The 26,986-nt window shown below is 43.8% G+C and carries 23 protein-coding genes and 1 tRNA gene; 21 read left to right on the forward strand and 3 right to left on the reverse strand.

All coding sequences use genetic code 11. The features are described 5' to 3' along the window. Window positions 1-1,667: IS1634 family transposase (locus tag UB32_RS05595; protein ID WP_044391987.1), on the reverse strand; the 1,667-nt coding region annotated here is incomplete at its 3' end. 179 nt (window positions 1,668-1,846) lie between these two features. Between UB32_RS05595 and UB32_RS05600 the strand changes: the two genes are divergently transcribed. After that, window positions 1,847-3,217, forward strand: coding sequence for a transposase (locus UB32_RS05600; protein WP_044391956.1), 1,371 nt, complete (start codon window positions 1,847-1,849; stop codon window positions 3,215-3,217). A gap of 335 nt (window positions 3,218-3,552) precedes the next feature. Here the strand turns inward: UB32_RS05600 and UB32_RS05605 are convergent, their stop codons facing one another. Further along, window positions 3,553-4,569, reverse strand: a complete 1,017-nt coding sequence (locus tag UB32_RS05605) for a peptidoglycan recognition protein family protein (RefSeq protein ID WP_084221727.1) — start codon at window positions 4,567-4,569, stop codon at window positions 3,553-3,555. Between the two features lie 262 nt (window positions 4,570-4,831). On the opposite strand from UB32_RS05605, the gene UB32_RS05610 reads away from it, so the two are divergent. After that, window positions 4,832-5,692: a LysM peptidoglycan-binding domain-containing protein gene (locus UB32_RS05610; protein WP_052806964.1), complete on the forward strand. Its 861-nt coding sequence runs from the start codon at window positions 4,832-4,834 to the stop codon at window positions 5,690-5,692. A gap of 265 nt (window positions 5,693-5,957) precedes the next feature. Here the strand turns inward: UB32_RS05610 and UB32_RS05615 are convergent. Continuing rightward, window positions 5,958-6,031 (reverse strand) — tRNA-Met (locus UB32_RS05615). A gap of 274 nt (window positions 6,032-6,305) precedes the next feature. Between UB32_RS05615 and spoIIE the strand changes: the two genes are divergently transcribed. The 19 genes from spoIIE to lysS all read left to right on the forward strand — a co-directional run bounded on the left by spoIIE (window position 6,306) and on the right by lysS (window position 26,277). Further along, the gene (gene spoIIE / locus UB32_RS05620; RefSeq protein ID WP_044391957.1) at window positions 6,306-8,780 is read left to right on the forward strand and encodes a stage II sporulation protein E; all 2,475 of its coding nucleotides are present in this window, start codon (window positions 6,306-6,308) and stop codon (window positions 8,778-8,780) included. Between the two features lie 48 nt (window positions 8,781-8,828). Further along, the gene (locus UB32_RS05625) at window positions 8,829-9,632 is read left to right on the forward strand and encodes a vWA domain-containing protein (RefSeq protein ID WP_084221730.1); all 804 of its coding nucleotides are present in this window, start codon (window positions 8,829-8,831) and stop codon (window positions 9,630-9,632) included. Beyond that, entirely contained in the window at window positions 9,601-10,626 is a 1,026-nt protein-coding gene (locus UB32_RS05630; RefSeq protein WP_044391960.1) for a protein kinase domain-containing protein, read from the forward strand. Before UB32_RS05625 ends, UB32_RS05630 begins: the two co-directional genes overlap by 32 nt. Window positions 10,627-10,791: 165 nt before the next feature. Next, the gene (gene tilS / locus UB32_RS05635; RefSeq protein WP_307192292.1) at window positions 10,792-12,183 is read left to right on the forward strand and encodes a tRNA lysidine(34) synthetase TilS; all 1,392 of its coding nucleotides are present in this window, start codon (window positions 10,792-10,794) and stop codon (window positions 12,181-12,183) included. Window positions 12,184-12,210: 27 nt separating this feature from the next. Next, window positions 12,211-12,750, forward strand: a complete 540-nt coding sequence (hpt, locus tag UB32_RS05640) for a hypoxanthine phosphoribosyltransferase (RefSeq protein WP_198528165.1) — start codon at window positions 12,211-12,213, stop codon at window positions 12,748-12,750. 117 nt (window positions 12,751-12,867) lie between these two features. Beyond that, on the forward strand, window positions 12,868-14,838 hold the full coding sequence (gene ftsH, locus UB32_RS05645; protein WP_044391964.1) for an ATP-dependent zinc metalloprotease FtsH: 1,971 nt from the start codon (window positions 12,868-12,870) through the stop codon (window positions 14,836-14,838). A gap of 155 nt (window positions 14,839-14,993) precedes the next feature. Continuing rightward, complete coding sequence (locus tag UB32_RS05650; RefSeq protein ID WP_044391965.1) at window positions 14,994-15,770, forward strand: type III pantothenate kinase; 777 nt, start codon at window positions 14,994-14,996, stop codon at window positions 15,768-15,770. A gap of 46 nt (window positions 15,771-15,816) precedes the next feature. Continuing rightward, a complete protein-coding gene (hslO, locus tag UB32_RS05655; RefSeq protein WP_044391967.1) occupies window positions 15,817-16,695 on the forward strand; it encodes an Hsp33 family molecular chaperone HslO in 879 nt (292 codons plus the stop codon). 21 nt (window positions 16,696-16,716) lie between these two features. Next, window positions 16,717-17,601, forward strand: a complete 885-nt coding sequence (locus UB32_RS05660; protein WP_044391968.1) for a peptidyl-prolyl cis-trans isomerase — start codon at window positions 16,717-16,719, stop codon at window positions 17,599-17,601. A 144-nt stretch (window positions 17,602-17,745) separates the two neighbouring features. After that, on the forward strand, window positions 17,746-18,675 hold the full coding sequence (cysK, locus tag UB32_RS05665; RefSeq protein WP_044391969.1) for a cysteine synthase A: 930 nt from the start codon (window positions 17,746-17,748) through the stop codon (window positions 18,673-18,675). 115 nt (window positions 18,676-18,790) lie between these two features. Beyond that, complete coding sequence (locus UB32_RS05670; RefSeq protein WP_128721498.1) at window positions 18,791-20,227, forward strand: anthranilate synthase component I family protein; 1,437 nt, start codon at window positions 18,791-18,793, stop codon at window positions 20,225-20,227. Further along, a complete protein-coding gene (gene pabA / locus UB32_RS05675) occupies window positions 20,224-20,814 on the forward strand; it encodes an aminodeoxychorismate/anthranilate synthase component II (RefSeq protein ID WP_044391971.1) in 591 nt (196 codons plus the stop codon). The genes UB32_RS05670 and pabA overlap by 4 nt, the downstream gene beginning before the upstream one ends. Further along, on the forward strand, window positions 20,814-21,689 hold the full coding sequence (pabC, locus tag UB32_RS05680) for an aminodeoxychorismate lyase (protein ID WP_044391973.1): 876 nt from the start codon (window positions 20,814-20,816) through the stop codon (window positions 21,687-21,689). The genes pabA and pabC overlap by 1 nt, the downstream gene beginning before the upstream one ends. Further along, on the forward strand, window positions 21,686-22,525 hold the full coding sequence (gene folP, locus UB32_RS05685) for a dihydropteroate synthase (RefSeq protein ID WP_044391975.1): 840 nt from the start codon (window positions 21,686-21,688) through the stop codon (window positions 22,523-22,525). Before pabC ends, folP begins: the two co-directional genes overlap by 4 nt. Then, window positions 22,518-22,877, forward strand: a complete 360-nt coding sequence (gene folB / locus UB32_RS05690) for a dihydroneopterin aldolase (RefSeq protein WP_044391977.1) — start codon at window positions 22,518-22,520, stop codon at window positions 22,875-22,877. Before folP ends, folB begins: the two co-directional genes overlap by 8 nt. Window positions 22,878-22,879: 2 nt before the next feature. Beyond that, the gene (gene folK / locus UB32_RS05695) at window positions 22,880-23,407 is read left to right on the forward strand and encodes a 2-amino-4-hydroxy-6-hydroxymethyldihydropteridine diphosphokinase (protein ID WP_044391979.1); all 528 of its coding nucleotides are present in this window, start codon (window positions 22,880-22,882) and stop codon (window positions 23,405-23,407) included. Continuing rightward, window positions 23,359-23,562: a helix-turn-helix domain-containing protein gene (locus tag UB32_RS05700; protein ID WP_044391981.1), complete on the forward strand. Its 204-nt coding sequence runs from the start codon at window positions 23,359-23,361 to the stop codon at window positions 23,560-23,562. Before folK ends, UB32_RS05700 begins: the two co-directional genes overlap by 49 nt. 42 nt (window positions 23,563-23,604) lie before the next feature. Continuing rightward, window positions 23,605-24,606, forward strand: a complete 1,002-nt coding sequence (gene dusB, locus UB32_RS05705; protein ID WP_044391983.1) for a tRNA dihydrouridine synthase DusB — start codon at window positions 23,605-23,607, stop codon at window positions 24,604-24,606. A 186-nt stretch (window positions 24,607-24,792) separates the two neighbouring features. After that, a complete protein-coding gene (gene lysS, locus UB32_RS05710) occupies window positions 24,793-26,277 on the forward strand; it encodes a lysine--tRNA ligase (RefSeq protein ID WP_044391985.1) in 1,485 nt (494 codons plus the stop codon). The last annotated feature ends 709 nt before the right edge of the window (window positions 26,278-26,986 follow it).

Below are 26,986 nucleotides of genomic sequence, written 5' to 3' on the forward strand. Positions count from 1 at the left end.
GTTTCTCGTAGTTGGTGTTCAATACTAATTAACAAATGATATGCGAGAACACCAGTGAATAAGTGACCTCTTGTTCGGTCAGCCAGTTGATGATAAACAGGACGCATTCCCAAATCTGATTTTAAGGATCGGAATGCATCCTCGATATTAGTTAATGTTGTATATAGCCTCCAAATTTCCTTAGCGGATAAGGATTCATCACTGGTTTCAATGACATAACACCCTGTCAAAACAGAACGCTTTTGCCGCGTTTCTTTCTTCTTAAAAGAAATATTTGTCACCCTTTTTTCGTCTTCATCTAAGTTCAATTCGATATCGTAATACCCCGCAATGGATGGATAACGTTCGCGTAGTCTGCCCACTCGTATCCCGACTTTTTCAACTAGCTGGAAATTGTCTTTTACTACGGAAGTGGCCAATCGATTCAAGTCATCTAGAAAACGTTGTTCCTTCAAAGCATCCATGGCCATTTCTTTTTTCTCGCGGCCTTCACTAAGACAAAGAACACGACTACCTGCCTCTATCGGAATCTTTTTCACATAAACAGATTCTTGCATTTCTTGCGTTTCCTTTTTTCTTTGGGGTGATAGGCATTCGAATGTTTTTTTCGCATCCTTGAATTCCTCCACGTATTCTTTTTCGACTGCCCTTCGTTCCACCACAATGTACGGAAATCTCATTTCCTTAATCAGTGCCATATTCTCTTTAGTGGCTATGCCGCGATCCATCGCAATCATGGGGCGGGTTTCCACGAACTCAAATGAGGCATCCTGTTCTAGCCGTTCGAGGATGTCCCGAAGGGTTTCCGGTTCGGATTTATTTCCCTCATAGATTTGGCTGAAGATTGGAAATCCAGCCTCATCAACCACCAAAGCAAGCGTTACGAGTGGACAGTCTGTACGTTTTTCTTTGGATTTCCTTCTATGTGCTAGGTCATTTTTCAAAGCGCTGCCTTCAAAATATGTATTGGTCAAATCGTATAAAAAAATCTGATTTGGGCGTGAAAATAAATTGGCTTCCTTAGTGCGAAGACCACGTTCAATTTCCGATTTATTGGCAAGCAATAAATCGGAAATTTCATAAATTGCATCCTTACCGATTTCAGTAAGATCAGCTGGGAGCATCTCCACAATTGCCGTTCGCTCTCGTAGCCAACGCCAAGATGCAAGGTCACTAGATGGCGACACAAGTCGTCCGACGACAACGGCTTCAGCCAATGCTTGTTCCACCTGTGAAAATCCACACTCCCCTAGTAATTGATTAAATTCCAACTGTTCCCAAGCAGCATGTCCCACCAATTCCGGACCAAGTGAACGAGATTGCCCAACGGCTACTGAATTCAAATCGACAGACGTAAGGAAAGCGTTAGTATGACGCTCTTTTTTGGCTTCCGTTTTTTTCTGGTTGAATGAATAATTGCCCATAGCTATTTCGGCGGCTTCGGCAATTTGTTTTTCCTCTTCAAATAGGGTAACCTGTCCTGCCAAACGCCCCTCCAAGGCTGCGGCAAGTTTTTTCCACTCGGATTTTGGAAGAGTGGGCGTTCCCAACTGCATGACTACCCGTTGACGCGGTCCTATTTCTGCTCGGTAGGATTCAACCAATACATGCATTTTATATGATTTGTTTGTTGCTTTATTTTTGGTAACCGTTTCCCTGATAAACATAATTTTACCAGGATCCACGCTTAAAAGGTAAAAAAGGTAGATGAAAACCAGATATGGCAAGAGAAGAGCCGATTTGACATAAACACACAAAAAATTCAATTTCATTTGGAAATTAGCAGGATTTTTCAGGGGAAATGTCAAACACCTCCTTAGGGATCAACCAAAGGAGGTGTACCACCATGTCTAAACAGTGGATAAAGGAATTTATCCTCTATACTAATAAGGTATACGGTCTTGACCAAATGGTCAAGAGGGTAAATGATCGAAGGCGCTCTCCAAATGTGAAAACGTCTGTTATCTTTATCATTTTACTTATTGGGTTTGTTCTCCGTTTGGAAAGTATGGAGGCCTTTGATCGAGAAATTAAAAAAGGGCGGTTTAACAAATTGGTTCCTCGAAAACAGGGGAAACCGTCACACGACACCCTAAGAGACGCTCTATGTCAATGGAACTTGGAAAGTTTAGACGTGAATCATGATCAGTTTATTCAGAAGTTCAAACAAAACAGAGGCCCTCAAAAGGGGAGGATTGATGGTTTGCGTATCGGAGCGATTGATGGGTCAGAGTTATTTGTATCTAAGAGCCGGACCTGCTCAGATTGCCTCGTTCGAAAAAACAAAAACGGGGAAAAGGAATATTTCCATCGGGCAGTTTTTCTTCAAAAGGTTGGAGGAGACCCACGTGTGATTTACGATGTTGACCATTTAAAACCTAGGGATGGATCCGAAAAAGGGGAAGGTGAGGTAACTGGGGATCGACGGTTGCTCAAAACGCTCAACAAACGCCATGGGAAACTGGTCGATGTCCTAACAGCTGACGCCTTATATGCTAAGGCCACTTTTATCAATGACGCATTAGACGCCCATATGGACGTGGTGATTCGAATGAAAGAAGAACGTCGCTTGATTATGAAAGACGCAAGGGCCACTTTTCAAAATCGTCCTCCTGATGTTCAGTGGGTGGAGCGTGACAAAAAGGGGCATCTGGTTAAAGTAGAGGCTTGGGATCAAGGCGATTTCCAAAGTTGGCCCCAGGTTAAGGTCCCTCTTCGGATGGTTAAAATGATCCGACAAACGGAGAAAGTGAAAATCGTTGGGGGTCAGAAACAGGCCTACACGGAGGTCATTGAAAGATGGGTCGTCACCACGTGTAAACAATCAGAAGTTGGGACAAAGACGATCGCCAAAATAGCTACAGCGAGATGGGACATTGAGAATAATGGGTTCCATGATTTAAAGACTTATTGGCATTTGGATCACCCATATGTGCACGACCCTACTGCCATTGAAGCATGGGTGGACATTCTCATTCTAGCGGTGAATCTGATCTACAGTTATTTATTCATGCATTTACACCACTTTCGAGATTGGGATATTCCTTTGAAGGAAGTTATTCAGGAGATGAAAGAGCTCCTACGATGGGGCAAGTTCCAATTAAAGCACCTTATCTGGAACACAAGCTACGAGGGGGGGAATAAGCTGAATAAAATTCGACAAAAATCGTTAGGCGAGGTGCATCCTTTTCACGCAATTTTTGTCGAATCCACTTAGATTGCGTCAAAATCCTAGATACGAGTCTAATTTGAAAGTTTTGGTAACTAAATTGGAAATTGGAAGCGTGGATTCTGGTATAATATAACTTAACGCTTAAAAAAAATGGTTACGTAAATGTCCAAACCCTGGGTACAGATGGGTTTGGACATTTTTTTTAATTATACCATTATTTGCGTTAAGAAGGATTAACGATTAAATATGAGTTGTGCTTGTTTGAAGGGAAACTAAGATCTACCAGGGTTAAAAGTGATCTACCGATAAACCGATGCGTGTTCCCTGCATTTGGAAGGAAGTATTGTCCAATAGTAAGTACTCAGTGTGACTGAGCTCCTTTAAGACGATTGCATAGTGGCTAAAATTTCATACATTTTTTTATCGACTAGAGGATAAAAATTATTTTTTGCATCATCTGTGGAGTTTCCACCAAAAAATTTAGTACCTGGGCAAGTTTTGATTGCGTGTCCGTGACCTGCATCTAGCACCCTTTCCCCAGTGTTTATATCCCACCAGTGATGATAGGTGATAGTATCTACCGTTGGCTGCAAGCCGTATTTCAACATTAGCAAGGCGGTAACGGTAATTATGGTTTCCTTTTGTTCGTCTGTTAACTGTTCAGCATCGAAGTTGCCGACATTTTCAATTGCTAGCGCATTTCTTTCGATTTCGCGCATGATAACTTCATTTAGCAAACCAAATGAACCTTCTGGAGCAGTGTTGAACGGTCTGCCGAGTGCCACTGTACCGTCTGGAAATGTGGTCAACTGCTGACTGATATCGCTCCATTTCATGTCTGATACATGATATTCCTTCATCTCCTGCATCAACGTAAAATGATTGGATCCGTTAAATGACTGATAAGATGGCTGGTATGTGTGATGTTGTTGGACTGTCCCGACTCTTCTCGTGAATTTTTGGTTAAAAAGCCAGTCTTTGAATTCCTCTCTTGTCATCAGGAAAAATTGCCCTTGGTTTCTAAGTTTCTTCGGGGGAATCTTAAGCTTTTGCCCGACATAAATCATATTGGTTGTAAGACCATTTGCTGATTTGATCAATGAAACGCTAGAGGTAAAGGTCTGTGAAAGCTTCCAAAGTGTATCGCCGCGAGTAACTTCGTAATCAATAGGAACTCTTAATTTTTGCCCAATTAAAAGTAGATCGGTTTGTAAGCCGTTGATTTGTTTTAAGTCATGTATATGTATAGTGGTCTCGTAGGTCTGTGCGATCTTCCATAAATAATCTCCTGGTTTGACGTCATAAATGTTTCTCGGATTATTTTGAGCGTAGACAGGAGATAAATCTATGAGCATAAATGAGATAGTGAAAATGAGGAGCACAAGATATTTTTTCATACTCTCTGTCCTTTCTGGGATTCATTAGCTTTTTATTAGTGTGTGATAACCAGAGAGAAATATTCTAAATCTTTGTACTCCGGTTGATGGTATAAATCAAACCCGAACAGTAAAAACGGACTTTCTTTTCCTGTTAAAACCGTTATTCTTTCTAACTGGGGAGTCAAATAAATATCTTCACAGAGATTCTAAAAAAAAACCTCATATGATCACTTACCGTCGAATAAATATAAGGGATGCTATTAAGGGAAGGGGTTGTGTTATGCCAACTCATGTCGTGCAGCCAGGGGAAAGTTTATGGCAAATTGCACAAATATACCATACATCCATCCAAGAAATCATCAGGGTGAATACTATTCAAAATCCGAATATAATTTATCCAGGGACCGCACTGATTATTCCTGAAAGGACAGTAGGTGTTCACAATTATTACCTTCCGTTAGAAAATTCAAAGCCAAGAACAGAAAATATAACGCATATTGTAATTCACTTCATATCCAATGCAGCCAATAATCCGCAAAATCCTTACAATCTCCAAGATATTTACCGCATTTTTTTAAACAGTGGGGTTTCTTCCCATTACCTGATTGGGAGGAATGGGGAGATTTATCGATTTGTCGATGAAAATCGTGCTGCATTTCATGCCGGGAGGGGGAGCCTTCCGGGATTTCCACAACTCGATAACCGGTTAAATGAATCTTCAATTGGGATAGAATTAATGGCAATTGGAACCCGTAGAGAAATGTTGCCTTTTTTTCCATCCGAGACATACGATTTGATCTCTCCCTCAGATATTGGCTACACAGATGCACAGTATCGCTCATTAAACTTGCTTCTGGATGAAATCTTAAAGCGCCATCCATTAATAGTGAGAGAAAGACAGCATGTTGTTGGGCATGATGAGTACGCCCCTGGCAGGAGAACGGATCCAGGAAGGTTGTTTAATTGGTCACAATTAAAGGCCATAGGGCAGTTCGTTCACATTGTCAGAAAGGGTGATACATTGTGGTCAATCGCTCAAAGGTACGGCAGGACTATCGATGTGATATCCCGATGGAACAACATTGATACAAACGCTTATTTATATATCGGTCAAAGAATTTTAATTCCCGTTAGAGATTAAAAAGTCTTGCATTTTTAGTTTATATTCAGTTTTCAATTATCGATAGCATCTTAAGAAAGCCTGTATTCTTGCAGGTTCTTTTTTGTTCGGGCGGACTTCACCATAAAAAACCTCGTTCCTATTAAAGGAACGAGGTTTTTTAGCTTTGCTGTATGACCCTAGAAACTCCGAAACTTCCACTCCACCAGCAGATGCAAAAAGCATATCTTCTTTTGGAGTCTCCCGTTTCTGCGTTTCTAGGCAGTCGGCTATACTTTTTCGTCAGTAGCGGCGGAGGGGATCGAACCCCCGACCTTACGGGTATGAACCGTACGCTCTAGCCAGCTGAGCTACACCGCCATATCGATATTGTTTTTAAGGCACAAGAAATATAATACATAGATATTAAAATAGTGTCAATCAATATTTTCAAAAGAAAAAAATAAAACAGTTTAAGGACTGCGCGAAATTTCAACAAGATGCGAAACGAATCCGGGATATTTCGAGTGATTGCTTTATCCACGGGGAAATGCGTCGAACGAAACTTGTATGCTTGTCCTTATTTTTGACAAACTTCTGGATGACTCGCTTTTATAATAATCAGCAACAATAAAAAAAGTGGGGAGTGTAGTAAATGCAAAAGGTAGAAAGGAACTTGATAGAACCGATCGGTGAAATTCGCTTCGAGGAATCCCGATTCAGGCTGGCAAAAGGCATGTCGAAGCTGCAATCCAAGATCGAAACCGTTCTCTTGAAAAAAGGTTACTTATTTTTGATTATTGGATTCTTGCTTGGCCGTGCCTTGATACTGGAGCAATTGACTCCTTTTAGCCTGCCGTTTTTTGCCGCTGTATACCTCATCCGTAAAGACATTGCTCCAATCGCATTGTTTGGTTTGGTTGCTGGAGCTGCAACCCTATCATTTACAGCTGCCATTTTTACTTTTGGGTCCGTATTCTTATTCTTGCTGTTATACAAGCTGTCAAAAAAGTGGATCAAGAATAATCTGAAAGTGATGCCTTTCTATATATTTTTTACTATCTTAATAGCCAAAACGGTAAAAACTCTTGTTTTATCAGGAACGATAACCATGTATGAAGGGATGATGACAGCAGTTGAAGCAGGTTTGGGCCTGGTGTTAACGTTTATTTTCCTGCAAAGCATTCCATTGATGACTTCGGGCCTTCGCAAGCAAACTTTGAAAACAGAGGAAATTGTCTGTTTGATCATCATGCTGGCTTCCGTGATGACGGGGACCATTGGCTGGACGATTTATGGCTTATCCGTTGAACATGTCATGTCGCGTTATTTGATCCTCATTTTTTCATTTGTTGCCGGAGCGACGGTGGGATCGACAGTCGGTGTCGTAACAGGATTAATATTCAGTCTTGCAAACGTGTCTAGTTTTTACCATATGAGCCTGCTTGCCTTTTCAGGGCTGCTCGGCGGCTTGCTGAAAGAGGGAAAGAAGCCAGGGGTAGCCTTTGGACTGTTCATTGCCACACTTTTGATAGGCATGTATGGCGAGGGCGGAGGAGCTATTAGTCAGACATTGACTGAGTCAGCCGGAGCTGTCTTGCTCTTCTTCCTTACGCCTCTTTCCCTTACGTCACGGATCGCCAAACATATTCCCGGGACAGCGGAGTACTCAGCAGAACAGCAGCAGTATATGAGAAAGATGAGAGATGTGACAGCACAGCGTGTCGTCCAGTTCTCCAATGTATTTGAGGCATTGTCGAAAAGTTTCTCCGCTTTGCAAGTCAAGGATGAAACGGTTGAAACGGATCGTGAAATGGATTACTTCTTAAGCAATGTCACCGAAAAGACTTGTCAGACTTGCTTTAAGAAAGACCATTGCTGGACAAGGAACTTTAATACAACCTATGACTATATGAGTGAAATTATGCAGGAGATGGATCAAAATTCCGGGACGGTGCCGCAAAAACTGTCCCGGGAGTGGGACAAGCATTGCACGAGATCGAAGAAAGTTCTTGAAATTATGCAGCAGCAGCTGACCTATTTTCAGGCTAACCGGAAGCTGAAAAAGCAGGTTCAGGAAAGCAGGAGGCTTGTTGCTGATCAATTGCTCGGTGTATCGGAAGTAATGGGCGATTTTGCGAAAGAAATCCAGCGGGAGCGCGAGAACCACTCTAAGCAGGAAGAGCTGATCCTTGAGTCTCTTCAGGATTTTGGCATTCATATCGAGCAAGTGGAAATCTACAGTCTGGAACAGGGCAATGTCGACATCGATATGACGATCCCATATTGCCAAGGACTCGGGGAATGCGAAAAACTGATTGCACCGATGCTATCGGATATCCTAAAGGAAAATATCATCGTCAACTCGGAAGAATGTTCGACATTCCCGAACGGTTTTTGCCATGTGACATTCCGATCTGCCAAAGCGTTTGTCGTATCGACAGGAGTCGCGCATGCTGCTAAAGATGGGGACCTTGTTTCCGGAGACAGCTTTTCAATCATCGAACTAAGCGGCGGAAAGTTTGCGATTGCGATAAGCGACGGTATGGGCAATGGAGAAAGAGCGCATTCGGAGAGTAGAGATACATTGTTATTGCTGCAACAAATCCTGCAATCGGGAATTGAAGAGAAAGTGGCAATCAAGTCAGTGAACTCCATATTGTCGCTAAGAACAACAGATGAAATCTTCTCGACTCTCGACCTCGCTATGATTGACCTGCAAAATGCATCGACAAGGTTTCTGAAAATTAGTTCCACCCCGAGCTTCATCAAACGCGGTTCCAATGTATTGAAGGTTCAGGCGAGCAATTTGCCGATGGGCATACTTCATGAATTCGAAGTGGACGTCGTCGGCGAGCAGCTGAAGGCTGGAGACTTGTTAATCATGATGAGCGATGGTGTTTTCGAAGGGCCAAAACATGTCGAGAATTACGATTTATGGATGAAGCGGAAAATCAATGAGCTTCAGACAGATGATCCACAGGCGATCGCCGATTTAATTATGGAGGAAGTCATCCGTTCCCGCGGGGGATCAATTGAGGATGACATGACCGTCGTTGTCGCAAAGATCGATCACAATATCCCGAAATGGGCATCGATCCCGATGACTAATTATCAAAAAAGAGCTTAATCGCGCTTGCGCTTTTCTAATGTATATTTCTCCTCTGCTTCGTCTAAAATGGTAACAAATTTATTATTGGCTTTACTAGATTGTAATAGTAGAGCTAAAAGTGAGGGGAACCGTATGAAAACAGGTACGATCAGGCAAATATTGCTCATTACCGATGGCTGCTCAAATCAGGGGGAAGATCCAATCGCAATGGCTGCGTTAGCAAAGGAGCAGGGAATAACGGTAAATGTCATTGGCGTGATGGAACATGACGTGATAGATGAACAGGGAATGAAAGAAATTGAGGGACTTGCAATGGCTGGTGGCGGCGTTAGCCAAATAGTCTATGCGCAGCAGCTTTCTCAGACTGTGCAGATGGTTACCAGAAAAGCGATGACCCAGACGCTTCAAGGTGTGGTTAATAAGGAGATTCAGCAAATTCTTGGCGGCGGCAGAACAGTAGAAGATCTCCCTCCGGAACAGCGAGGGGAAGTCATGGAAGTGATAGACGAGCTTGGGGAGACGGTTGAATTGGACGTATTGATTCTTGTTGACACGAGTGCGAGCATGAAGCAGAAGCTCCCGACTGTGAAGGAAGCCTTGCTGGACCTGAGTTTGAGTCTGAATGCTCGATCCGGAGATAATCACTTTTCTGTATTTGTATTTCCCGGGAAACGAAAGGATGTCGAAAAATTGCTGGATTGGACACCTAAGCTGGAGTCGTTGACTAGCATTTTTGCCAAGCTGACGACCGGTGGGATTACCCCTACTGGCCCAGCTCTTCGTGAAGCTCTTCCCTATTTCGATAAAAAAAGATCTTTAAGGAGCTTTTTGAACCGTGATGATGAATCCTTCTTTGAAGAATCTGTCTAAGATCAGTTCCGGGACAATTATTGAAGGGAAATGGCATCACAATCGTTATACTATTATTAAGCAGCTTGGATTTGGAGCGAATGGGATAGTTTATTTAGCCAGGCATGACAGTAAACAAGTTGCGTTGAAAATGAGCGACAATGGAATGTCGGTCACTTCTGAAGTCAATGTATTAAAAGCTTTTGCGAAGGTCCAGGGATCTGCCCTCGGGCCTTCTTTACTGGACGTGGATGATTGGGAAACATCTGAGGGAAAAGTAAGTTTTTATGTGATGGAATTTATAAAAGGACCGGATTTCCTCTCTTTTTTGAAGCAAAAAGGACCTGATTGGACAGGAGTGATGGTCCTCCAGCTGCTGGCGGATTTGCAGCTGCTGCATGACAATGGCTGGGTTTTTGGGGACTTAAAACCGGAAAATTTGATCGTTACCGGACCGCCCGCGAGAATCCGCTGCATCGACGTTGGCGGAACAACGATGCAGGGGCGTTCTATCAAAGAGTTCACAGAATACTTTGACCGTGGCTACTGGGGACTTGGAAGCAGAAAGGCAGAGCCTCGGTACGATTTATTTGCAGTCGCGATGATCATGATTAACACGGCCTTTCCGCAACGATTTACGAAAAAATCAGGTGGGCTCGAGGAAATCATGGAAAAGGTAAAGCAAAGCCCTGAGCTGACGAGATATGAAAAAATTATTTCCTACGCACTGTCTGGGAAATTTCTGTCGGCAAACGAAATGCGCATGGAAATAATTCAAGTACATCTTCCAGATGCGCCATCAAGAAGCAATCGCCAGCAAAAAACAGCCAAACAGCCCCCATTTCCGAGGCAACCAGCAAGAAGCCCGGTGAAAAAGGCTAAATCTTCAACATCCGTGCAAACACGAAAACAATTTAACAAGGGCAAGAAGAAATTCGCGGCACTTGAAACCATCACGATCATCTTGGTTATCTCGCTAATGTATTTTTTCTATATATATAGCCAGATTACCTGATATTTGTGAAACTTTTTAAGGATCCGTCCGTATATAAGGAAAAAGTGCCCTCATTTTTGATATGAACAACAGAAAGTGTTAAGCTAAAAAAACAAACCCATTTAGAAGATTATTAGCTTGCCGGCTTGGGTATAGGGTTTAACCGACAATGCAGTAAGGAAGAGCATGATGATTGAGATGAAAGTGGATGTCTTTCTTGAAAGGCATGGTTTTCAGCTGAATAACAAGTCAATCGCGGTTGGTGTTTCCGGAGGACCAGATTCGCTAGCTTTGCTTCACTTTTTATCTGAGCAGCGGAATCGGAAATCCCTGAGGCTTATTGCTATCCATGTTGACCATATGTTCCGTGGCGATGAATCTTATCAGGATGCATTGTTTGTAAAAGAGTTTTGTGAAAACAGGGGCATCCCCTTTGAGGGAAGAAGAGTTGATGTGCCAGCTTATATCAAAGAGACAGGGCTAAGCTCGCAACAAGCGGCTCGCGAATGCCGATATGCCTTTTTTGAGGAAGTGATGAACAAACATCAATTTGAATACCTTGCACTGGGGCATCACGGCGATGATCAGATAGAGACGGTATTGATGAGACTTACAAGGGGCAGTTCAGGAGCTGCAAGAGCAGGCATTCCTTTTTCTCGTAAACTGGGAACCTTCACGATTTTCCGGCCGTTTTTATGTCTGACTAAGAAGGAACTAGGGGACTATTGCATGGAGAATTCCCTGGAACCAAGGATCGATCCCAGCAATGACAAAGCATACTACACGAGGAACCGATTCAGGAAAACCATCTTGCCTTTTTTAAAAGAAGAAAACCCTGGTGTTCATGAACATTTCCAGCGCTTCAGCGAGGAACTGCAGATGGACGAAAAGTATCTTCTTGAATTAACAAGGATAGAATTGAATAAAGTAATGAAGAAAGAGGACCAAATGGTCACGGTCCCTATTCGTTTATTTCGGGAAATGCCAATGCCTTTACAAAGGAGAGCGATTAAATTAATATTAAATTATCTTTACAATGATCGACCTGCTTCTCTTTCCGCTATACATATTGAAAAGATTTTTTCAATAATTCGCAATCCCCATCCGTCAGGAACTCTTGATTTCCCCAGCGGTTTAAGAATCATACGATCGTATGAAAATTGTCATTTCACCACATTGAATCTGCCAGAAAGGCAAAGTTATTGCCTTGAAATGACAGGTCCAAAACAGCTGATTTTGCCGAATGGTGACATCATTGATGCCCAATGGCTCGCTGCTGTTCATGACATCGATCTTTCTAATTATCATTTCATCGTGAACCTGGAGGAAACGGATACTCCCTTGTATATCCGCACGAGGAAAGATGGGGACAGGATGTCCTTGAAGGGGATGAAGGGGTCAAAAAAGCTGAAAGATATTTTCATCGATAGGAAAATTCCGTTAGGGCAGAGAGATCAATGGCCAGTCGTCACAGACAAGAATGACAGGATCCTTTGGCTTCCAGGCCTGAAAAAATCAAATCATGAAGCAAATCAACAAGGCAATAGGTTATTACTCTTAACTTATATAAAGCATTGATATCATCCAGGGGGCACAATGATCATGATGAAAAATGATATTGAAAAAGTTTTGTTTACAGAAGAAGAGATTCAGAAAAAAACGCAGCAGCTGGCCGCTCAGTTAACGGAAGAATACAAGGACCGTTTCCCGCTTGCGGTTGGGGTTCTGAAAGGCGCAATGCCTTTTATGGGTGATTTGCTTAAGCGTGTGGATGCTTACCTTGAAATGGATTTCATGGATGTTTCAAGTTATGGAAATGCTATGGTATCATCCGGTGAAGTTAAAATTCTCAAGGATTTGGATACTTCCGTTGAAGGACGAGATATTCTGATCATTGAGGACATCATCGACAGTGGCTTAACTCTCAGCTATTTGGCTGAGCTGTTCCGATACCGCAAGGCAAAGTCGATCAAAATTGTTACGCTGCTTGATAAACCAACAGGGAGAAAGGCTGACATCGCGGCGGACTATGTTGGGTTTATTGTTCCGGATGAGTTCGTGGTCGGGTATGGCCTCGATTATGCGGAAAAATACCGTAATCTTCCTTATATTGGAATTTTAAAGCCGGAAGTTTATTCGAAATAAAGAAATTCAATCACAATCCGCTTTTCAATCAAATTTCTGAATGTTAATTTCTTGTATTAGCATAATTCACTATGATACTATTTAGTATAGTTTGTCTACCGTGGGAGGAGGTAAGGGATGAATCGGATTTTCCGTAATACCATCTTTTATTTATTAATATTTTTAGTCATTATCGGAGTAGTAAGCTTCTTTAATGGGAATAACCAGCCAACAGAACCAATCTCTTACGATACATTCATGCAGGAGCTTGAGGCCGGCAATGTTTCAGGAACACTGACGTTGCGGCCTGAACGAGGGGTGTATGAAGTAACGGGCCAGATGAAGGGTCAGGAACAAGGGAAAGGCTTTATTACTTATGTATGGAGCAACCCTGATACCTTAAACCGCATTGAACAGACTGCAGCTGATGTCAATGTTGATATCAAGCCAGCGAAGGAAACAAGCGGATGGGTAACGTTCTTTACATCGATCATTCCGTTTATCATCATTTTCATCTTGTTCTTCTTTTTGCTTAACCAGGCTCAGGGCGGTGGCAGCCGTGTCATGAACTTCGGCAAGAGCAAAGCAAGGCTGTATAATGAGGAAAAGAAAAAAGTGCGCTTTAAGGATGTTGCGGGCGCAGATGAAGAAAAACAAGAGCTTGTTGAAGTGGTTGAATTCCTTAAAGACCCTCGCAAGTTCACCGAGCTAGGAGCGCGCATTCCAAAAGGGATCCTGCTAGTGGGACCTCCGGGAACTGGTAAAACTTTGCTTGCGCGTGCAGTTGCTGGAGAAGCAGGAGTACCGTTCTTCTCCATCAGTGGTTCCGACTTCGTAGAAATGTTTGTCGGTGTCGGTGCATCACGTGTGCGTGATTTATTTGAAACAGCTAAAAAGAATGCGCCATGTATTATCTTTATCGATGAAATTGATGCTGTTGGCCGCCAGCGTGGTGCTGGACTTGGCGGAGGGCATGATGAGCGGGAACAGACGCTCAATCAGCTGCTTGTTGAAATGGATGGATTTGGTGCTAACGAGGGCATTATCATTGTAGCGGCTACTAACCGCCCTGATATCCTTGACCCGGCATTGCTCCGTCCAGGACGTTTCGACCGCCAGATCACAGTCGACCGCCCGGATGTCATTGGCCGTGAAGCTGTATTGAAGGTGCATTCGAGAAATAAGCCACTTGATGACTCGGTAAACTTAAAGAGCATTGCGTCTCGTACTCCAGGCTTCTCTGGAGCGGATCTTGAAAACTTGCTCAATGAAGCAGCGCTTGTTGCTGCTCGAAGAAATAAGAAGAAGATTGACATGTTGGATTTGGATGAAGCAACCGACCGCGTCATTGCCGGTCCTGCCAAGAAAAACCGTGTCATTTCCAAAAAGGAAAGAAATATAGTGGCCTTCCATGAAGCCGGTCATACCGTCATCGGAGTTGTCCTTGATGAGGCAGAAATGGTCCACAAGGTAACGATTGTACCGCGTGGCCAGGCCGGAGGATATGCAGTTATGCTTCCTAAGGAAGATCGTTACTTCATGACAAAGCCAGAGCTGCTTGATAAAATCACCGGCCTCCTTGGCGGCCGTGTGGCGGAAGAAATCGTCTTTGGCGAAGTGAGTACAGGTGCTCACAATGACTTCCAACGAGCAACAGGCATTGCCAGGAAAATGGTTACTGAATTTGGTATGAGTGATAAGCTTGGACCATTGCAGTTCGGCCAGGCACAAGGTCAGGTTTTCCTTGGACGTGACTTCAACAGTGAGCAGAACTATTCCGATCGGATAGCCTATGAGATAGACGTAGAGATCCAAACGATTATTAAGGAATGTTATGCAAAGGCGAAGGAGCTTCTTACAGAGCATCGTGAAAAGCTTGATATTATCGCAAATACGCTTCTTGAAGTGGAAACACTCGATGCAGTACAAATCAAGCATTTGATCGATCACGGACGGCTTCCAGAGCGAAAAGTCAGCCTGGATAGTGACGATCTGAAAGTGAATATCAATACAAAAAAGGATGAACTGCCTGCAATTGAAGAGACCGATACGAAAATCGACTCAGTCATCGACAACCCAAAGGCAATTGACGAAAATCCAAAAGAATAAATCAATAGCAGGTGTCCTGTTACAGGGCATCTGCTTATTTTTTTAATTGTACTAACAGATAGGATTCGGTTGACTATATTTAGTGAATTTCTGGCGATTATGATATGATATTTGCAGTATTGATTTAGAAAACTATTGATAAGTTGGTGAATAGCTTGATTTTTGTTTTTGACGTCGGGAATACAAATATCGTATTGGGTGTTTATGAAAAAGATGAGTTGAAACACCACTGGAGAATGGAAACAAACCGCCATAGAACAGAAGATGAGTTTGGAATGATCGTCAAAAATCTTTTCGACCATGTCAATCTCCGTTTCTCTGATATAGATGGAATCATCATATCGTCCGTGGTACCGCCAATCATGTTCTCGCTTGAGAGAATGTGCCAGAAGTACTTCCAGCTGAAACCATTAGTCGTTGGGCCTGGCATCAAAACGGGTCTGGACATTAAATACGAAAATCCGCGGGAAGTGGGAGCTGACCGAATCGTCAACGCGGTTGCGGCTATCCATGAATATGGCAGTCCGCTGATCATTGTTGACTTCGGCACTGCGACTACCTATTGTTATATCAATGATCATAATCAGTATATGGGCGGAGCGATTGCCCCGGGAATTGGTATTTCTACCGAAGCCCTTTATTCGCGCGCTGCCAAGCTTCCGAGGATTGAAATCACACGCCCGGATGACGTGATTGGCAAAAACACTGTATCTGCGATGCAAGCAGGCATTTTGTTTGGATATGTTGGCCAAGTAGAGGGAATAGTTAAGCGGATGAAGGCGAAGAATCCGGTTACGACGAAAGTGATTGCGACAGGGGGACTGGCGCAGTTAATCGCCGAGGAAACAAATATCATTGATGTCGTCGACCCGTTTTTGACATTAAAAGGATTGCAGCTTATCTATAAGCGCAACATGAATAAAAATAGTTAAGCCTGAAGGAGGCTTTACTTGTTACAGCATGAAAGGGAGTAGAATAATGAGCGATTATTTAGTAAAAGGACTTGCGTTTGATGGACAGGTTAGGGCGTATGCTGCCAAAACGACTGAAACTGTTGGAGAGGCACAGCGCCGCCATTATACATGGCCGGTGGCATCGGCTGCGCTGGGCCGCACGATGACTGCTAGTGTAATGATGGGTGCGATGATGAAAGGCGAAGATAAATTAACGGTTAAAATCGAAGGCGGCGGTCCGCTTGGATTGATTCTCGTTGATAGCAATGCAAAAGGGGAGGTCAGAGGCTATGTTTCGAATCCTCATGTCCACTTTGACCTGAATGAACAAGGCAAGTTGGATGTAAGACAGGGGGTCGGAACAGACGGAACGCTTACCGTTGTAAAAGATCTTGGCTTGCGTGACTATTTTACTGGTCAAGTGCCGATTGTTTCAGGAGAAATCGGGGAAGATTTCACCTTTTACTTCGCAACAAGCGAACAGGTGCATTCTTCCGTTGGTGTCGGAGTCCTTGTCAATCCGGATAACACCATTAAGGCAGCAGGCGGTTTCCTTATTCAATTGATGCCTGGAGCGACAGAAGATACCATTTCAGCCATCGAGCAACGACTAGAATCGATGCCGCCGGTCTCAAAATTGATTGAAAACGGGCTTTCTCCTGAGGAAGTCCTCGAAGAGCTAATGGGCAAGAATAATGTCAAATTCCTTGAGTCGATGCCGGTGTCATTCGTGTGCAACTGTTCCAAAGAGCGGTTCAGTCAGGCATTGATCAGCCTCGGAGCGGAAGAAATCCGTGATATGATGGAGACAGAAGGCCAAGCTGAAGCGCATTGTCATTTCTGTAACGAAAAATATTTGTTTACAAAAGAAGACTTGGAAGAGATAGAGAAAGACGCAAAATAAGCTGATGCTGGGGGAAGAAAAGTGAAAAAAAAACAGCTTTGGTATATTATTGCTGGATTAACTATATTGAACGTGATCACGCTGTTAATGCTTCTGGGCAAGCCTGCTATTCTTGAAGGAAAGAAAGAGACAGTAGCGGAAGTTGGCAAGGAGTCGATCACCCGCCAGCAATGGCTCACCGAGCTGGAACAACGATACGGACAAGAGACTCTCAGGGACATGGTCGACCAGCGAGTAGTCGTGCAAATGGCGGAGAAATATGGCATTAAATTATCCGACGATGCAGTCGAACGGGAACTGACTATTTATAAGGCAATGTATTCGTCGCCAGGAGAAGAGCCGAAAAGCGAAGAAAGATGGAAGCAGCAGATCGAATATAGTTTGCTGCTTGAAGAGCTGCTGACAAAGGATGTTAAAGTATCGGAAGATGATAAAAAAGCCTTCTATGAACAAAACAAGCATCTTTTTGATGTCCCTTCCTCTTACCATCTATCACAAATCATTGTCGAAACAAAACAAGAAGCAGAATCAGCGGCACAGGAGCTAAAAGACGGATCCAGCTTTGCCGCATTGGCTATGGAGCGTTCCATCGATGAATTTTCTGCGAATGACGGCGGCGACATCGGCTTTGTGACCGAAGAGGATGAGCTCATTTCTCCAGAAGTCATTACAGCGGCAAAGTCCCTGAAGCCGAAAGAATGGACCGAACCTGTAAAAACAGAAGATGGCTACGCGATCGTATACCTTCATGAAAAGCTTGCAGGCAAGAGCTATAGCTTTAGCGAGGTAGAGAACCAGATTCGCAGACAGATTGCCCTCGAACAAATGGACATCCCTGTCTCTGCCCGTGCATTCTGGAACGATGCTGAAGTAAGCTGGTTCTACGGAGAGACGAGCAAAAAATAAGGGAGATAGCACCAAGGTTCCGTAACCGGTGCTTTCTTTTGTTGGATCGCGGGTTTTGTCGAAGCATTCTGATTGACATAGTTGAAAAGCACTGGTAGATTTTAATAAAACCAATTAAAATACTCGGATTAAGAGGTGGATAATATGGTACGTATAGCGAACTCCATTAATGAGCTAATCGGTCAAACACCAATTGTGAAATTGAACAGGCTAGTTGATGACAAAAGTGCGGATGTGTATCTGAAGCTGGAATACATGAACCCTGGAAGCAGCGTCAAGGATCGCATTGCGCTTGCGATGATTGAGGATGCCGAAGCAAAGGGCTTCCTAAAGCAAGGAACGACAATCATTGAACCTACTAGCGGCAATACCGGAATCGGTCTTGCCATGGTGGCCGCTGCTAAGGGATACAAAGCCATTCTCGTCATGCCCGAAACGATGAGCATGGAGCGCCGCAACCTGCTGCGGGCGTATGGGGCAGACCTTGTGCTAACTCCAGGCTCAGAAGGAATGGGCGGAGCGATCAAAAAGGCAGAGGAACTTGCCAAGGAAAAGGGCTATTATATGCCACAGCAATTCGAGAATGCAGCCAATCCTAGCATCCATGAAAGCACAACCGGTCCAGAAATTGTGGAGCAAATGGGTGACCAGCTTGATGCGTTCATTGCGGGTATCGGTACAGGGGGCACCATCACTGGTGCAGGCAAGGTTCTTCGTGAAAAGTACAAGAATATCAAAATTGTTGCCGTTGAACCGGCAGACTCTCCGGTTTTATCAGGTGGCAAGCCAGGACCCCATAAAATCCAGGGGATTGGTGCTGGTTTCGTGCCTGGAGTACTTGACACCGATGTGTATGATGAAATTATCAAGGTGGAAAACGAACAGGCATTTGAATATGCCCGCCGTGCGGCAAAGGAAGAAGGCATCCTTGGCGGAATTTCTTCTGGTGCAGCGATCTATGCAGCACTTGAAACGGCAAAAAAACTGGGAAAAGGCAAGAAAGTCCTTGCGATCATTCCGAGCAACGGGGAACGTTATCTAAGCACCCCGCTCTATCAATTTGATATTGAATAGGATGGCAGGCAGGCTTTCTCGCTTGCCTTTTTTCTTTGTTTTTTTGTAAAAAACCACCCCTTTTTTTAGCATAATCATGATTTTAGAAATGAAAGTGGGCCGTTCATCATGTATGATGGAAAAAGAGAGAAAATTAGGGGTGACGAGCTTGCTGCAATACCATGTTCTTACTCGAACGATTCCTTATTCAGCTTCACGTTTTTTTCATCAATACGACTATATTGCCCAACAATATAATGAGCACATCATCCTCGAAAGCGGACGGGGCGGGCGGTACAGCATCGCTGCATTCCAACCCGATGTCGTTTTTTCAGGAAAAAACCATACATTAACGATTAAAAAAAGCGGTATATTAACAACGCTTAACGGAAATCCGCTTGCATTAATGAAGCAGGAAATGGAAGCCTTCAGGGTCCCGGAAGTGGAAGGTCTGCCAGATTTCCAGGGTGGGGCAATTGGCTATATCAGCTATGATTATGCCCGCTACATTGAAAAGCTGCCGCAAATGGCAAAGGATGATTCCGACATCCCGGAGATTTATTTTCAGGTTTTCCTGGAGTGGTTTGTGTTTGATCACCAAACAGAAACATTATGGATCATGGCCCTTAGTGAATTAGGTAGAGAAGAGCAAACAAAGGAAAGAATGTCGGATTGGCAAAAACGCTGGGAGGCCAACATCCCGATTTTTCACAAGGAAAAGGCGAACAAGTCCAGCGCAAATGAACTGCAAGTATCTATGGAGGAGAGTGAGTTCAACCAGGCAGTGGAGAGGATTCAGCAATATATTTCGCAGGGCGATGTCTTTCAAGTCAATCTATCTGTCAGGCAGTCAAAGCCAATCAAGACAGAAGCACTTGAAGTATACCGCCAGTTGCGCAAGCTGAATCCCTCTCCATATATGGGCTATCTGCATACAGCAGAATTCCAGCTCGTTAGCGGCTCGCCCGAACTTTTAGCAAAAGTAAAAGGGTCGGAGGTTTCTACAAGGCCGATTGCTGGCACGAGATCGAGAGGCAGGACGGATGAGGAAGATTTGCGGCTTGCTAGTGAACTCATCAACAATGAGAAAGAACGCGCCGAGCATGTCATGCTTGTTGACCTGGAAAGGAACGATCTCGGAAGGGTCTGCAAGTACGGTACTGTCGAAGTCAATGAGTTCATGATCATTGAAAAGTACTCGCATGTCATGCATATTGTCTCAAATGTCAGAGGCGAGCTTGCAGAAGGGAAGACGTGGTTTGACGTTGTTAATGCGGCCTTTCCCGGCGGAACCATTACGGGTGCCCCGAAGGTTAGAACGATGGAAATTATTGAAGAACTCGAACCGGTGAGGCGGGGGGCATATACAGGTTCGTTAGGCTGGTTTGGATTTAACGGCAATATGGAATTGAACATTATCATCCGCACCATGCTTGTCAAGGATGGGCTGGCACATGTCCAGGCAGGAGCGGGCGTCGTCATCGACTCCATCCCGGCAAATGAATACAAGGAATCACTAAAGAAAGCTATCGCGCTTTGGAAGGCAAAAGAGCTGGCGGAGGGAAACTCATGATTTTAATGATCGATAATTATGATTCTTTTACCTATAACCTGGTACAATACCTGGGCGAAATGGGTGAAAAACTGAAGGTTATCCGCAATGACCAGGCATCCATTCAGGAAATTGCCGAGATGGACCCAGAGTTTTTGATGATTTCTCCGGGACCGTGCAGTCCGAATGAAGCGGGCATCAGTTTAGAAGCCATTAAAAATTTCGCTGGCAAAACGCCGGTTTTTGGTGTCTGTCTTGGTCATCAGTCCATTGCCCAAGTATTTGGTGGCGACATTGTGCGTGCGGATCGACTCATGCACGGGAAAACGTCGATGGTTTACCATGACGGAAAGACGATTTTTGAAGGGGTGGAAAATCCATTTCCAGCAGCACGTTATCATTCTCTGCTAGTCAAAAATGAAACCCTTCCAGACTGCCTGGAGGTATCAGCCTGGACGGCAGAGGGAGAAATCATGGCCATCCGCCATAAAACCTTGGCTGTGGAGGGCGTTCAGTTCCATCCGGAGTCTATTTTGACGGCTCCCGGAAAGCAGCTGCTGCGGAACTTCCTTTCACATTACCATGCAACGAAGGAAGTATGCTTTTAATGAAACTCTACTTAAATGGCCGATTTGTTGATCACAGGGACGCTGCGATTTCTCCTTTTGACCATGGATTTTTATATGGTCTAGGTGTATTTGAAACTTTCAGAATCTACAATGGTCACCCGTTTTTGCTGGATGACCATCTGGAGCGGCTGAATGCGAGTCTAGCGATCCTTGATTTTGAAGCAGAATTCACGAGAGAGAACGCGCTCAAGATTCTCAAAGGCCTCTTGGCCGAAAACGCCCTAAGGGACGCTTACATTCGTTTTAATGTCTCAGCTGGAAATGCCGAAATCGGCTTGCAGACGGAAAGCTATAAAGCGCCAAATGTGATTGTGTTTGCGAAACCTTTGCCTCCTGCAGGTGAGATGTATGAGAAACAGGCCGTGCTGCTTGAGTTACGACGCAACACGCCAGAAGGTATTGCCCGCTTGAAATCGCATCACTATCTCAATAATGTGCTGGCCAAGCGTGAGGCAGGCCCCGCAATGGATACAGAAGGCATTTTTTTGAATGAGGATGGATTCATGGCCGAAGGAATAGTATCCAATCTATTTTGGTTCAAGGAAGGGGTCTTGTTCACTCCGGCCGTCGATACCGGAATCTTGAATGGCATAACGCGCAGGTTTGTCATCGAGATCGCTCGTACAGCAGGCATCGAGGTGCGTGAAGGCTTTTATAAAAAAGAAGCTGTTCAAGGAGCTGACGAAATTTTTCTGACGAACTCCATCCAGGAAATCGTCCCGGTCACTTCCTTTTCTAGGAAAAGTTTTCCTGGGAAATTTGGTGAGGTAGTCCAATCTTTATTCGGGCGATATAAAGCACAGCGGGAAACGCTATGGAGCAGAACACAATTGGACGGGAGGCAAGCAAAATGAATCCGAACACGGTGATAAAAGCGGGACCATTCACTTTGGATTATGGCTTGCAAACGCTGATCATGGGAATTTTGAATGTAACGCCCGATTCGTTTTCAGACGGCGGCAAGTACAACCAGCTTGAAGCTTCCGTGCAACGCGCGAAGCAAATGATAGGGGACGGTGCACATATTCTCGATATTGGTGGTGAATCAACCAGACCTGGTTACGAACGGATTTCGGATGAAGCGGAGATTGGCCGGGTGGTGCCAGCCATCGAGGAGATCTTAAAGGAAATTCAGGTGCCAATTTCAATCGATACCTATAAATCCAAGGTTGCCAAAAGTGCGATCGACGCCGGAGCCGTGATGATCAATGATATTTGGGGTGCAAAGGATGACCCTGAGATTGCAGACGTCGCAGCTGAATCGGGTGTGCCGATCATCTTGATGCATAATCGGAAAGATCGAAATTACACTCATTTCATTCGCGACGTACTGAATGATCTGTTTGAAAGCATCACCATTGCTAAGAAGGCAGGTGTACGTGATGAGCAAATCATCCTCGACCCGGGGATCGGCTTCGCAAAAGACACGGCAGAGAACTTGGAGATGATGCGCCATTTAGATGCTCTCGTGTCACTAGGTTACCCAGTGCTGCTGGGCACCTCGAAAAAATCGATGATTGGCAACGTGCTCGATCTCCCTGTTACAGAACGGACGGAAGGAACAGGGGCAACAGTTTGTTTTGGAATGGAGAAGGGCTGCCAGATTGTCAGAATCCATGATGTAAAAGAAATATCACGCATGGCAAAAATGATGGACGCCTTGATGGGAAAGGGTGTGTTCAATGGATAAGATACATGTCAATCAGATGGAATTTTACGGCTACCACGGAGTATTTCCTGAAGAAACAACGCTTGGCCAGCGATTTGCAGTAGACTTGACGGTAGAACTGGACCTTTTGAAAGCTGGCAAAAGCGATCAACTTCAAGATTCGATCAATTATGCTGACCTATATCAAGTCTGCAAGAACATATTGGAAGGCAAACCATATAAGCTTGTAGAGGCGATTGCCGAACAAATTGCCTCTGTAATTTTAGAAAAGTTTTTGCTTGTCGATACTGTTCATGTAAAAGTAATTAAGCCGGACCCGCCAATACCGGGACATTATAAATCGGTTGCAGTTGAAATCACAAGGAGAAGATAAAAGTGGAAAACAAAGCATATATTGCACTTGGATCGAATCTCGGTGACCGATTTGGTTATTTGACACAGGCGATCATTCTCCTTGAGGGACAAGAGAAGATTTCCGTGATAAATACTTCTTCCATCTATGAGACCGACCCAGTGGGGTATACAGAGCAAGATCAATTTTTAAACATGGTCATCAAGGTAGCGACAAGTTTGTCTCCTGTTGAACTGCTCGATACATGTCTTGACATCGAATTGAAACTTGGTAGAAAAAGGGAAATAAAATGGGGTCCGAGAACGTTAGACCTTGATATCTTGCTGTATAATCATGAAATTGTGGAAACAGAGAAGCTTACATTGCCTCATCCCCGGATGAGCGAACGTGCATTTGTAATACTTCCATTGCTTGAAATGGATCCATATATCAAGCTCCCAAACGCCAGGGAACCGCTGGCAAACGATTTACTAAGAATGCCGGACAGAGAAGGAGTACGAATATGGAAGCAGAAAAATGGGGAAGACGTATTCGCGCTTATCGAAAGCTGAAGGGGTATACACAAGAAGGTCTTGCAAAAAAGCTTGGTATGTCCGTTTCGATTCTCGGAGAAATCGAACGGGGCAACAGAATGCCGGATGCAAAATTGATTGCCAAAATCGCGGATTTTTTAAACGTCGAATTGGAAGAGTTAACCCCCCAATAGGGATAATTCAACAGCACGAAAAGAAGGGGGAATAGCAAGGATATGCTAAAGATTGGCGATATTGAAATGAAGAACCAGGTCGTGCTTGCGCCAATGGCTGGCGTCTGCAACTCTGCGTTCCGTCTGACGGTAAAAGAATTCGGTGCAGGACTTGTATGTGCGGAAATGGTCAGCGACAAAGGAATTGTTTTGCAAAACGACCGGACCCTCGAGATGTTATATATAGATGAACGTGAAAAGCCCCTCAGCCTGCAGATTTTTGGCGGCGAAAAAGATACGCTTGTCCAGGCTGCCGAATACGTGGACAAACATACGAATGCCGATATAATAGATATCAATATGGGCTGCCCAGTACCGAAGATCACTAAATGTGATGCAGGTGCGAAATGGCTGCTAGACCCAAACAAAATTTATGAAATGGTAGCTGCCGTTGTAGCTGCCGTTAAAAAGCCGGTAACAGTTAAAATGCGCATGGGCTGGGATGACGAACATGTTTTTGCTATAGAGAATGCTCGTGCTGTAGAAAGAGCAGGCGGTCAGGCAATCGCACTTCATGGGCGAACACGTGTCCAGCTGTATGAGGGACAAGCAGACTGGGATATCATCCGTGACGTCAAGCAGGCAGTCACGATTCCTGTAATCGGCAATGGAGATATCCAAACCCCTCAGGATGCAAAGAGAATGCTGGAGGAAACAGGCGCGGACGGAGTGATGATCGGACGTGCTGCTCTCGGGAATCCGTGGATGATTTACCGCACGGTTAAGTATCTTGAAACAGGCGAATTGATCGGGGAACCAACCGCCCGCGAGAAAATCGATGTTAGCATCCTTCACCTCGACCGGCTGATTGCGCTGAAAAATGAACACATCGCTGTTCGCGAAATGCGCAAACATGCTGCTTGGTATATGAAAGGAATCCGCGGCAACGCGAGGATTCGCAATCAAATCAATGAATGCACAACAAGAAATCAATATGTCCGCTTAGTAACAAACTTCGCAGCAGAAATAGAAGCGGAAGATCAATATGCAAACCACGTTGGATAAAAATTGACAGAAACCATCGCGTTTCCTATTAATACCTTTAGCAACTGCCAGGGTGTTAAACCGGCAGTTTTTATTTAAAAAAAGATTTTAATGTCTGAATACGTTAGTTTGTGTAAAATAATAAAAGTATCCACTAAACATAAGGATTACCTTTTAAATTTACTTATATATTGGAGTGAAGGCGACATGAGTCATGAAGAAGTAAACGACCAGTTTAGAGTCAGAAGGGAGAAAATGAGTGCATTGCGTGAAAAGGGCATGGACCCGTTCGGAAAAAGATTCGAGCGCACTCATCTTACCGAAGAGCTGATCAGCGAATATGGTGAATGGGAAAAAGAACAAATCGAGGAAAAAAAAGTCGCGGTGAAGATTGCTGGCCGGATCATGACGAAGCGCGGAAAAGGAAAAGCAGGTTTTGCGCATCTCCAGGACTTAGCTGGACAAATCCAGATTTATGTTCGTCAAGATGCAGTAGGGGAAGAGCAGTACGAAGTTTTTAATTCAGCAGACCTTGGTGATATTGTCGGTGTTGAGGGTACGCTTTTCAAAACAAAAGTTGGCGAACTTTCCATCAAAGCTGACAACTTTGTGTTCTTGACAAAAGCATTGCGGCCGCTTCCGGAAAAGTTTCATGGTCTTAAGGATGTCGAGCAGCGTTATCGCCAGCGCTACCTTGACTTGATTACTAGCAACGAAAGCAGGACAACGTTTGTCAACCGCAGCCGCATCATCCAATCTATGCGTCGTTATCTTGATGGCCAAGGATACCTTGAAGTAGAAACACCATTAATGCATTCTATTGCCGGCGGGGCTTCTGCACGTCCTTTCATTACCCATCATAACGCGCTGGACATGCAGCTTTACATGCGAATTGCAATCGAACTTCATCTGAAGCGTCTAATTGTCGGCGGCCTGGAAAAGGTATATGAAATCGGCCGCGTATTTCGTAATGAAGGCGTTTCGACAAGACATAATCCAGAGTTCACAATGCTTGAACTTTATGAAGCATATGCGGACTGGAGAGACATTATGTCCTTAACCGAGAACATGGTTGCCTACATTGCTCAGGATGTTCTAGGAACCACGACAATTCAGTACGGGGAATACGAAATCAATTTGAAGCCAGAGTGGAGAAGGGTTCACATGGTTGATGCGATTAAAGAACATACTGGAGTAGACTTCTGGCCGAAAATGACCACAGAGGAAGCGCGTGCGCTTGCAAAAGAACACGGAGTGGAAATCACTGAACATATGCAGTATGGACATATCGTCAATGAATTCTTTGAGCAAAAAGTGGAGGAACACCTAATTCAGCCTACCTTCATATATGGTCATCCAGTTGATATTTCTCCTTTGGCAAAAAAGAATGCCGAAGATTCACGTTTCACTGACCGTTTTGAATTGTTCATTGTTGCTAGGGAGCATGCAAACGCGTTTACTGAGCTGAATGATCCGATCGATCAAAGAGAGCGGTTTGAAGCTCAGCTTAAAGAAAAAGAACAGGGAAATGATGAAGCGCACGAAATGGATGAGGATTTTATCGAAGCATTGGAATATGGAATGCCGCCAACAGGAGGCCTCGGAATTGGAATTGACAGACTTGTAATGCTTCTGACAAATTCACCATCGATCAGAGATGTGCTGCTATTCCCATTAATGCGTCATCGTTAATACTGCTAAAAGTAAAAAAACAAAACGGCAAACGTCGTTTTGTTTTTTTACTTTTTATACTTAGCACTTTATTGTCAATTCCCATTGCTTATTATTTTTACGGTGCTGAAAACTTCCTAAAGCTATATTTACGTTTTCCCCATTAATCCCCTTCTTTTTTTTAGTGTTTATTGTTATTAGAATTAAATCAACCTAATCAAAAAGAAACCTCTTGGAGGTTTCTTTTTGATTCTATTTTCGATCAATTAGTTTCAATATCTAAATCAAGTGTTAAATAGCTTTCTCCACTTCGAGTCCAGTCGACAAAATAATCGTAGGTTCCGTTGTTTAAAGCAGTCATTGTAATTGTGTGATGAACATTAGTTATTTTGGTGTTATCCAGAAAATCATAAAGGCGCTTGTGCTTTTCTTACTATCAGCAATGAATTTGAGACATAAATACGAATTATCTTTCTTTTACTAGATAGCAATAAAACCGAAAAAAGATGTTGCTATTGTAGATTAAAGGTGCTATATTTATATCTGTTGCTGAGAGCTACTTGGTTAGCAACAAAGAATTTCTTAAAAAAATATTGACATCAGGTATTGATCCTGATAATATATAAGAGTTGCTTCTGACGGAGCAATAATGAAAAATTGTTCTTTGAAAACTAAACAAACAAGCGTCAACAAACAATTAATTATCATGGCTTCTATTATAGAAGCTCAT

The sequence above is a fragment of the Mesobacillus subterraneus genome (assembly GCF_000934845.1).
Taxonomy (GTDB): domain Bacteria; phylum Bacillota; class Bacilli; order Bacillales; family Cytobacillaceae; genus Mesobacillus; species Mesobacillus stamsii.

Excerpts from the sequence above, each read along its gene's own strand:
- UB32_RS05600 (WP_044391956.1), top strand. The coding sequence starts at position 1,847 with ATGTCTAAACAGTGGATAAAGGAATTTATCCTCTATACTAATAAGGTA.
- UB32_RS05605 (WP_084221727.1), bottom strand. The coding sequence starts at position 4,569 with ATGAAAAAATATCTTGTGCTCCTCATTTTCACTATCTCATTTATGCTC.
- UB32_RS05610 (WP_052806964.1), top strand. The coding sequence starts at position 4,832 with ATGCCAACTCATGTCGTGCAGCCAGGGGAAAGTTTATGGCAAATTGCA.
- spoIIE (WP_044391957.1), top strand. The coding sequence starts at position 6,306 with ATGCAAAAGGTAGAAAGGAACTTGATAGAACCGATCGGTGAAATTCGC.
- UB32_RS05625 (WP_084221730.1), top strand. The coding sequence starts at position 8,829 with ATGGTAACAAATTTATTATTGGCTTTACTAGATTGTAATAGTAGAGCT.
- UB32_RS05630 (WP_044391960.1), top strand. The coding sequence starts at position 9,601 with ATGATGAATCCTTCTTTGAAGAATCTGTCTAAGATCAGTTCCGGGACA.
- tilS (WP_307192292.1), top strand. The coding sequence starts at position 10,792 with ATGATGATTGAGATGAAAGTGGATGTCTTTCTTGAAAGGCATGGTTTT.
- hpt (WP_198528165.1), top strand. The coding sequence starts at position 12,211 with ATGAAAAATGATATTGAAAAAGTTTTGTTTACAGAAGAAGAGATTCAG.
- ftsH (WP_044391964.1), top strand. The coding sequence starts at position 12,868 with ATGAATCGGATTTTCCGTAATACCATCTTTTATTTATTAATATTTTTA.
- hslO (WP_044391967.1), top strand. The coding sequence starts at position 15,817 with ATGAGCGATTATTTAGTAAAAGGACTTGCGTTTGATGGACAGGTTAGG.
- cysK (WP_044391969.1), top strand. The coding sequence starts at position 17,746 with ATGGTACGTATAGCGAACTCCATTAATGAGCTAATCGGTCAAACACCA.
- UB32_RS05670 (WP_128721498.1), top strand. The coding sequence starts at position 18,791 with ATGGAAAAAGAGAGAAAATTAGGGGTGACGAGCTTGCTGCAATACCAT.
- pabA (WP_044391971.1), top strand. The coding sequence starts at position 20,224 with ATGATTTTAATGATCGATAATTATGATTCTTTTACCTATAACCTGGTA.
- pabC (WP_044391973.1), top strand. The coding sequence starts at position 20,814 with ATGAAACTCTACTTAAATGGCCGATTTGTTGATCACAGGGACGCTGCG.
- folP (WP_044391975.1), top strand. The coding sequence starts at position 21,686 with ATGAATCCGAACACGGTGATAAAAGCGGGACCATTCACTTTGGATTAT.
- folB (WP_044391977.1), top strand. The coding sequence starts at position 22,518 with ATGGATAAGATACATGTCAATCAGATGGAATTTTACGGCTACCACGGA.
- UB32_RS05700 (WP_044391981.1), top strand. The coding sequence starts at position 23,359 with ATGGAAGCAGAAAAATGGGGAAGACGTATTCGCGCTTATCGAAAGCTG.
- dusB (WP_044391983.1), top strand. The coding sequence starts at position 23,605 with ATGCTAAAGATTGGCGATATTGAAATGAAGAACCAGGTCGTGCTTGCG.
- lysS (WP_044391985.1), top strand. The coding sequence starts at position 24,793 with ATGAGTCATGAAGAAGTAAACGACCAGTTTAGAGTCAGAAGGGAGAAA.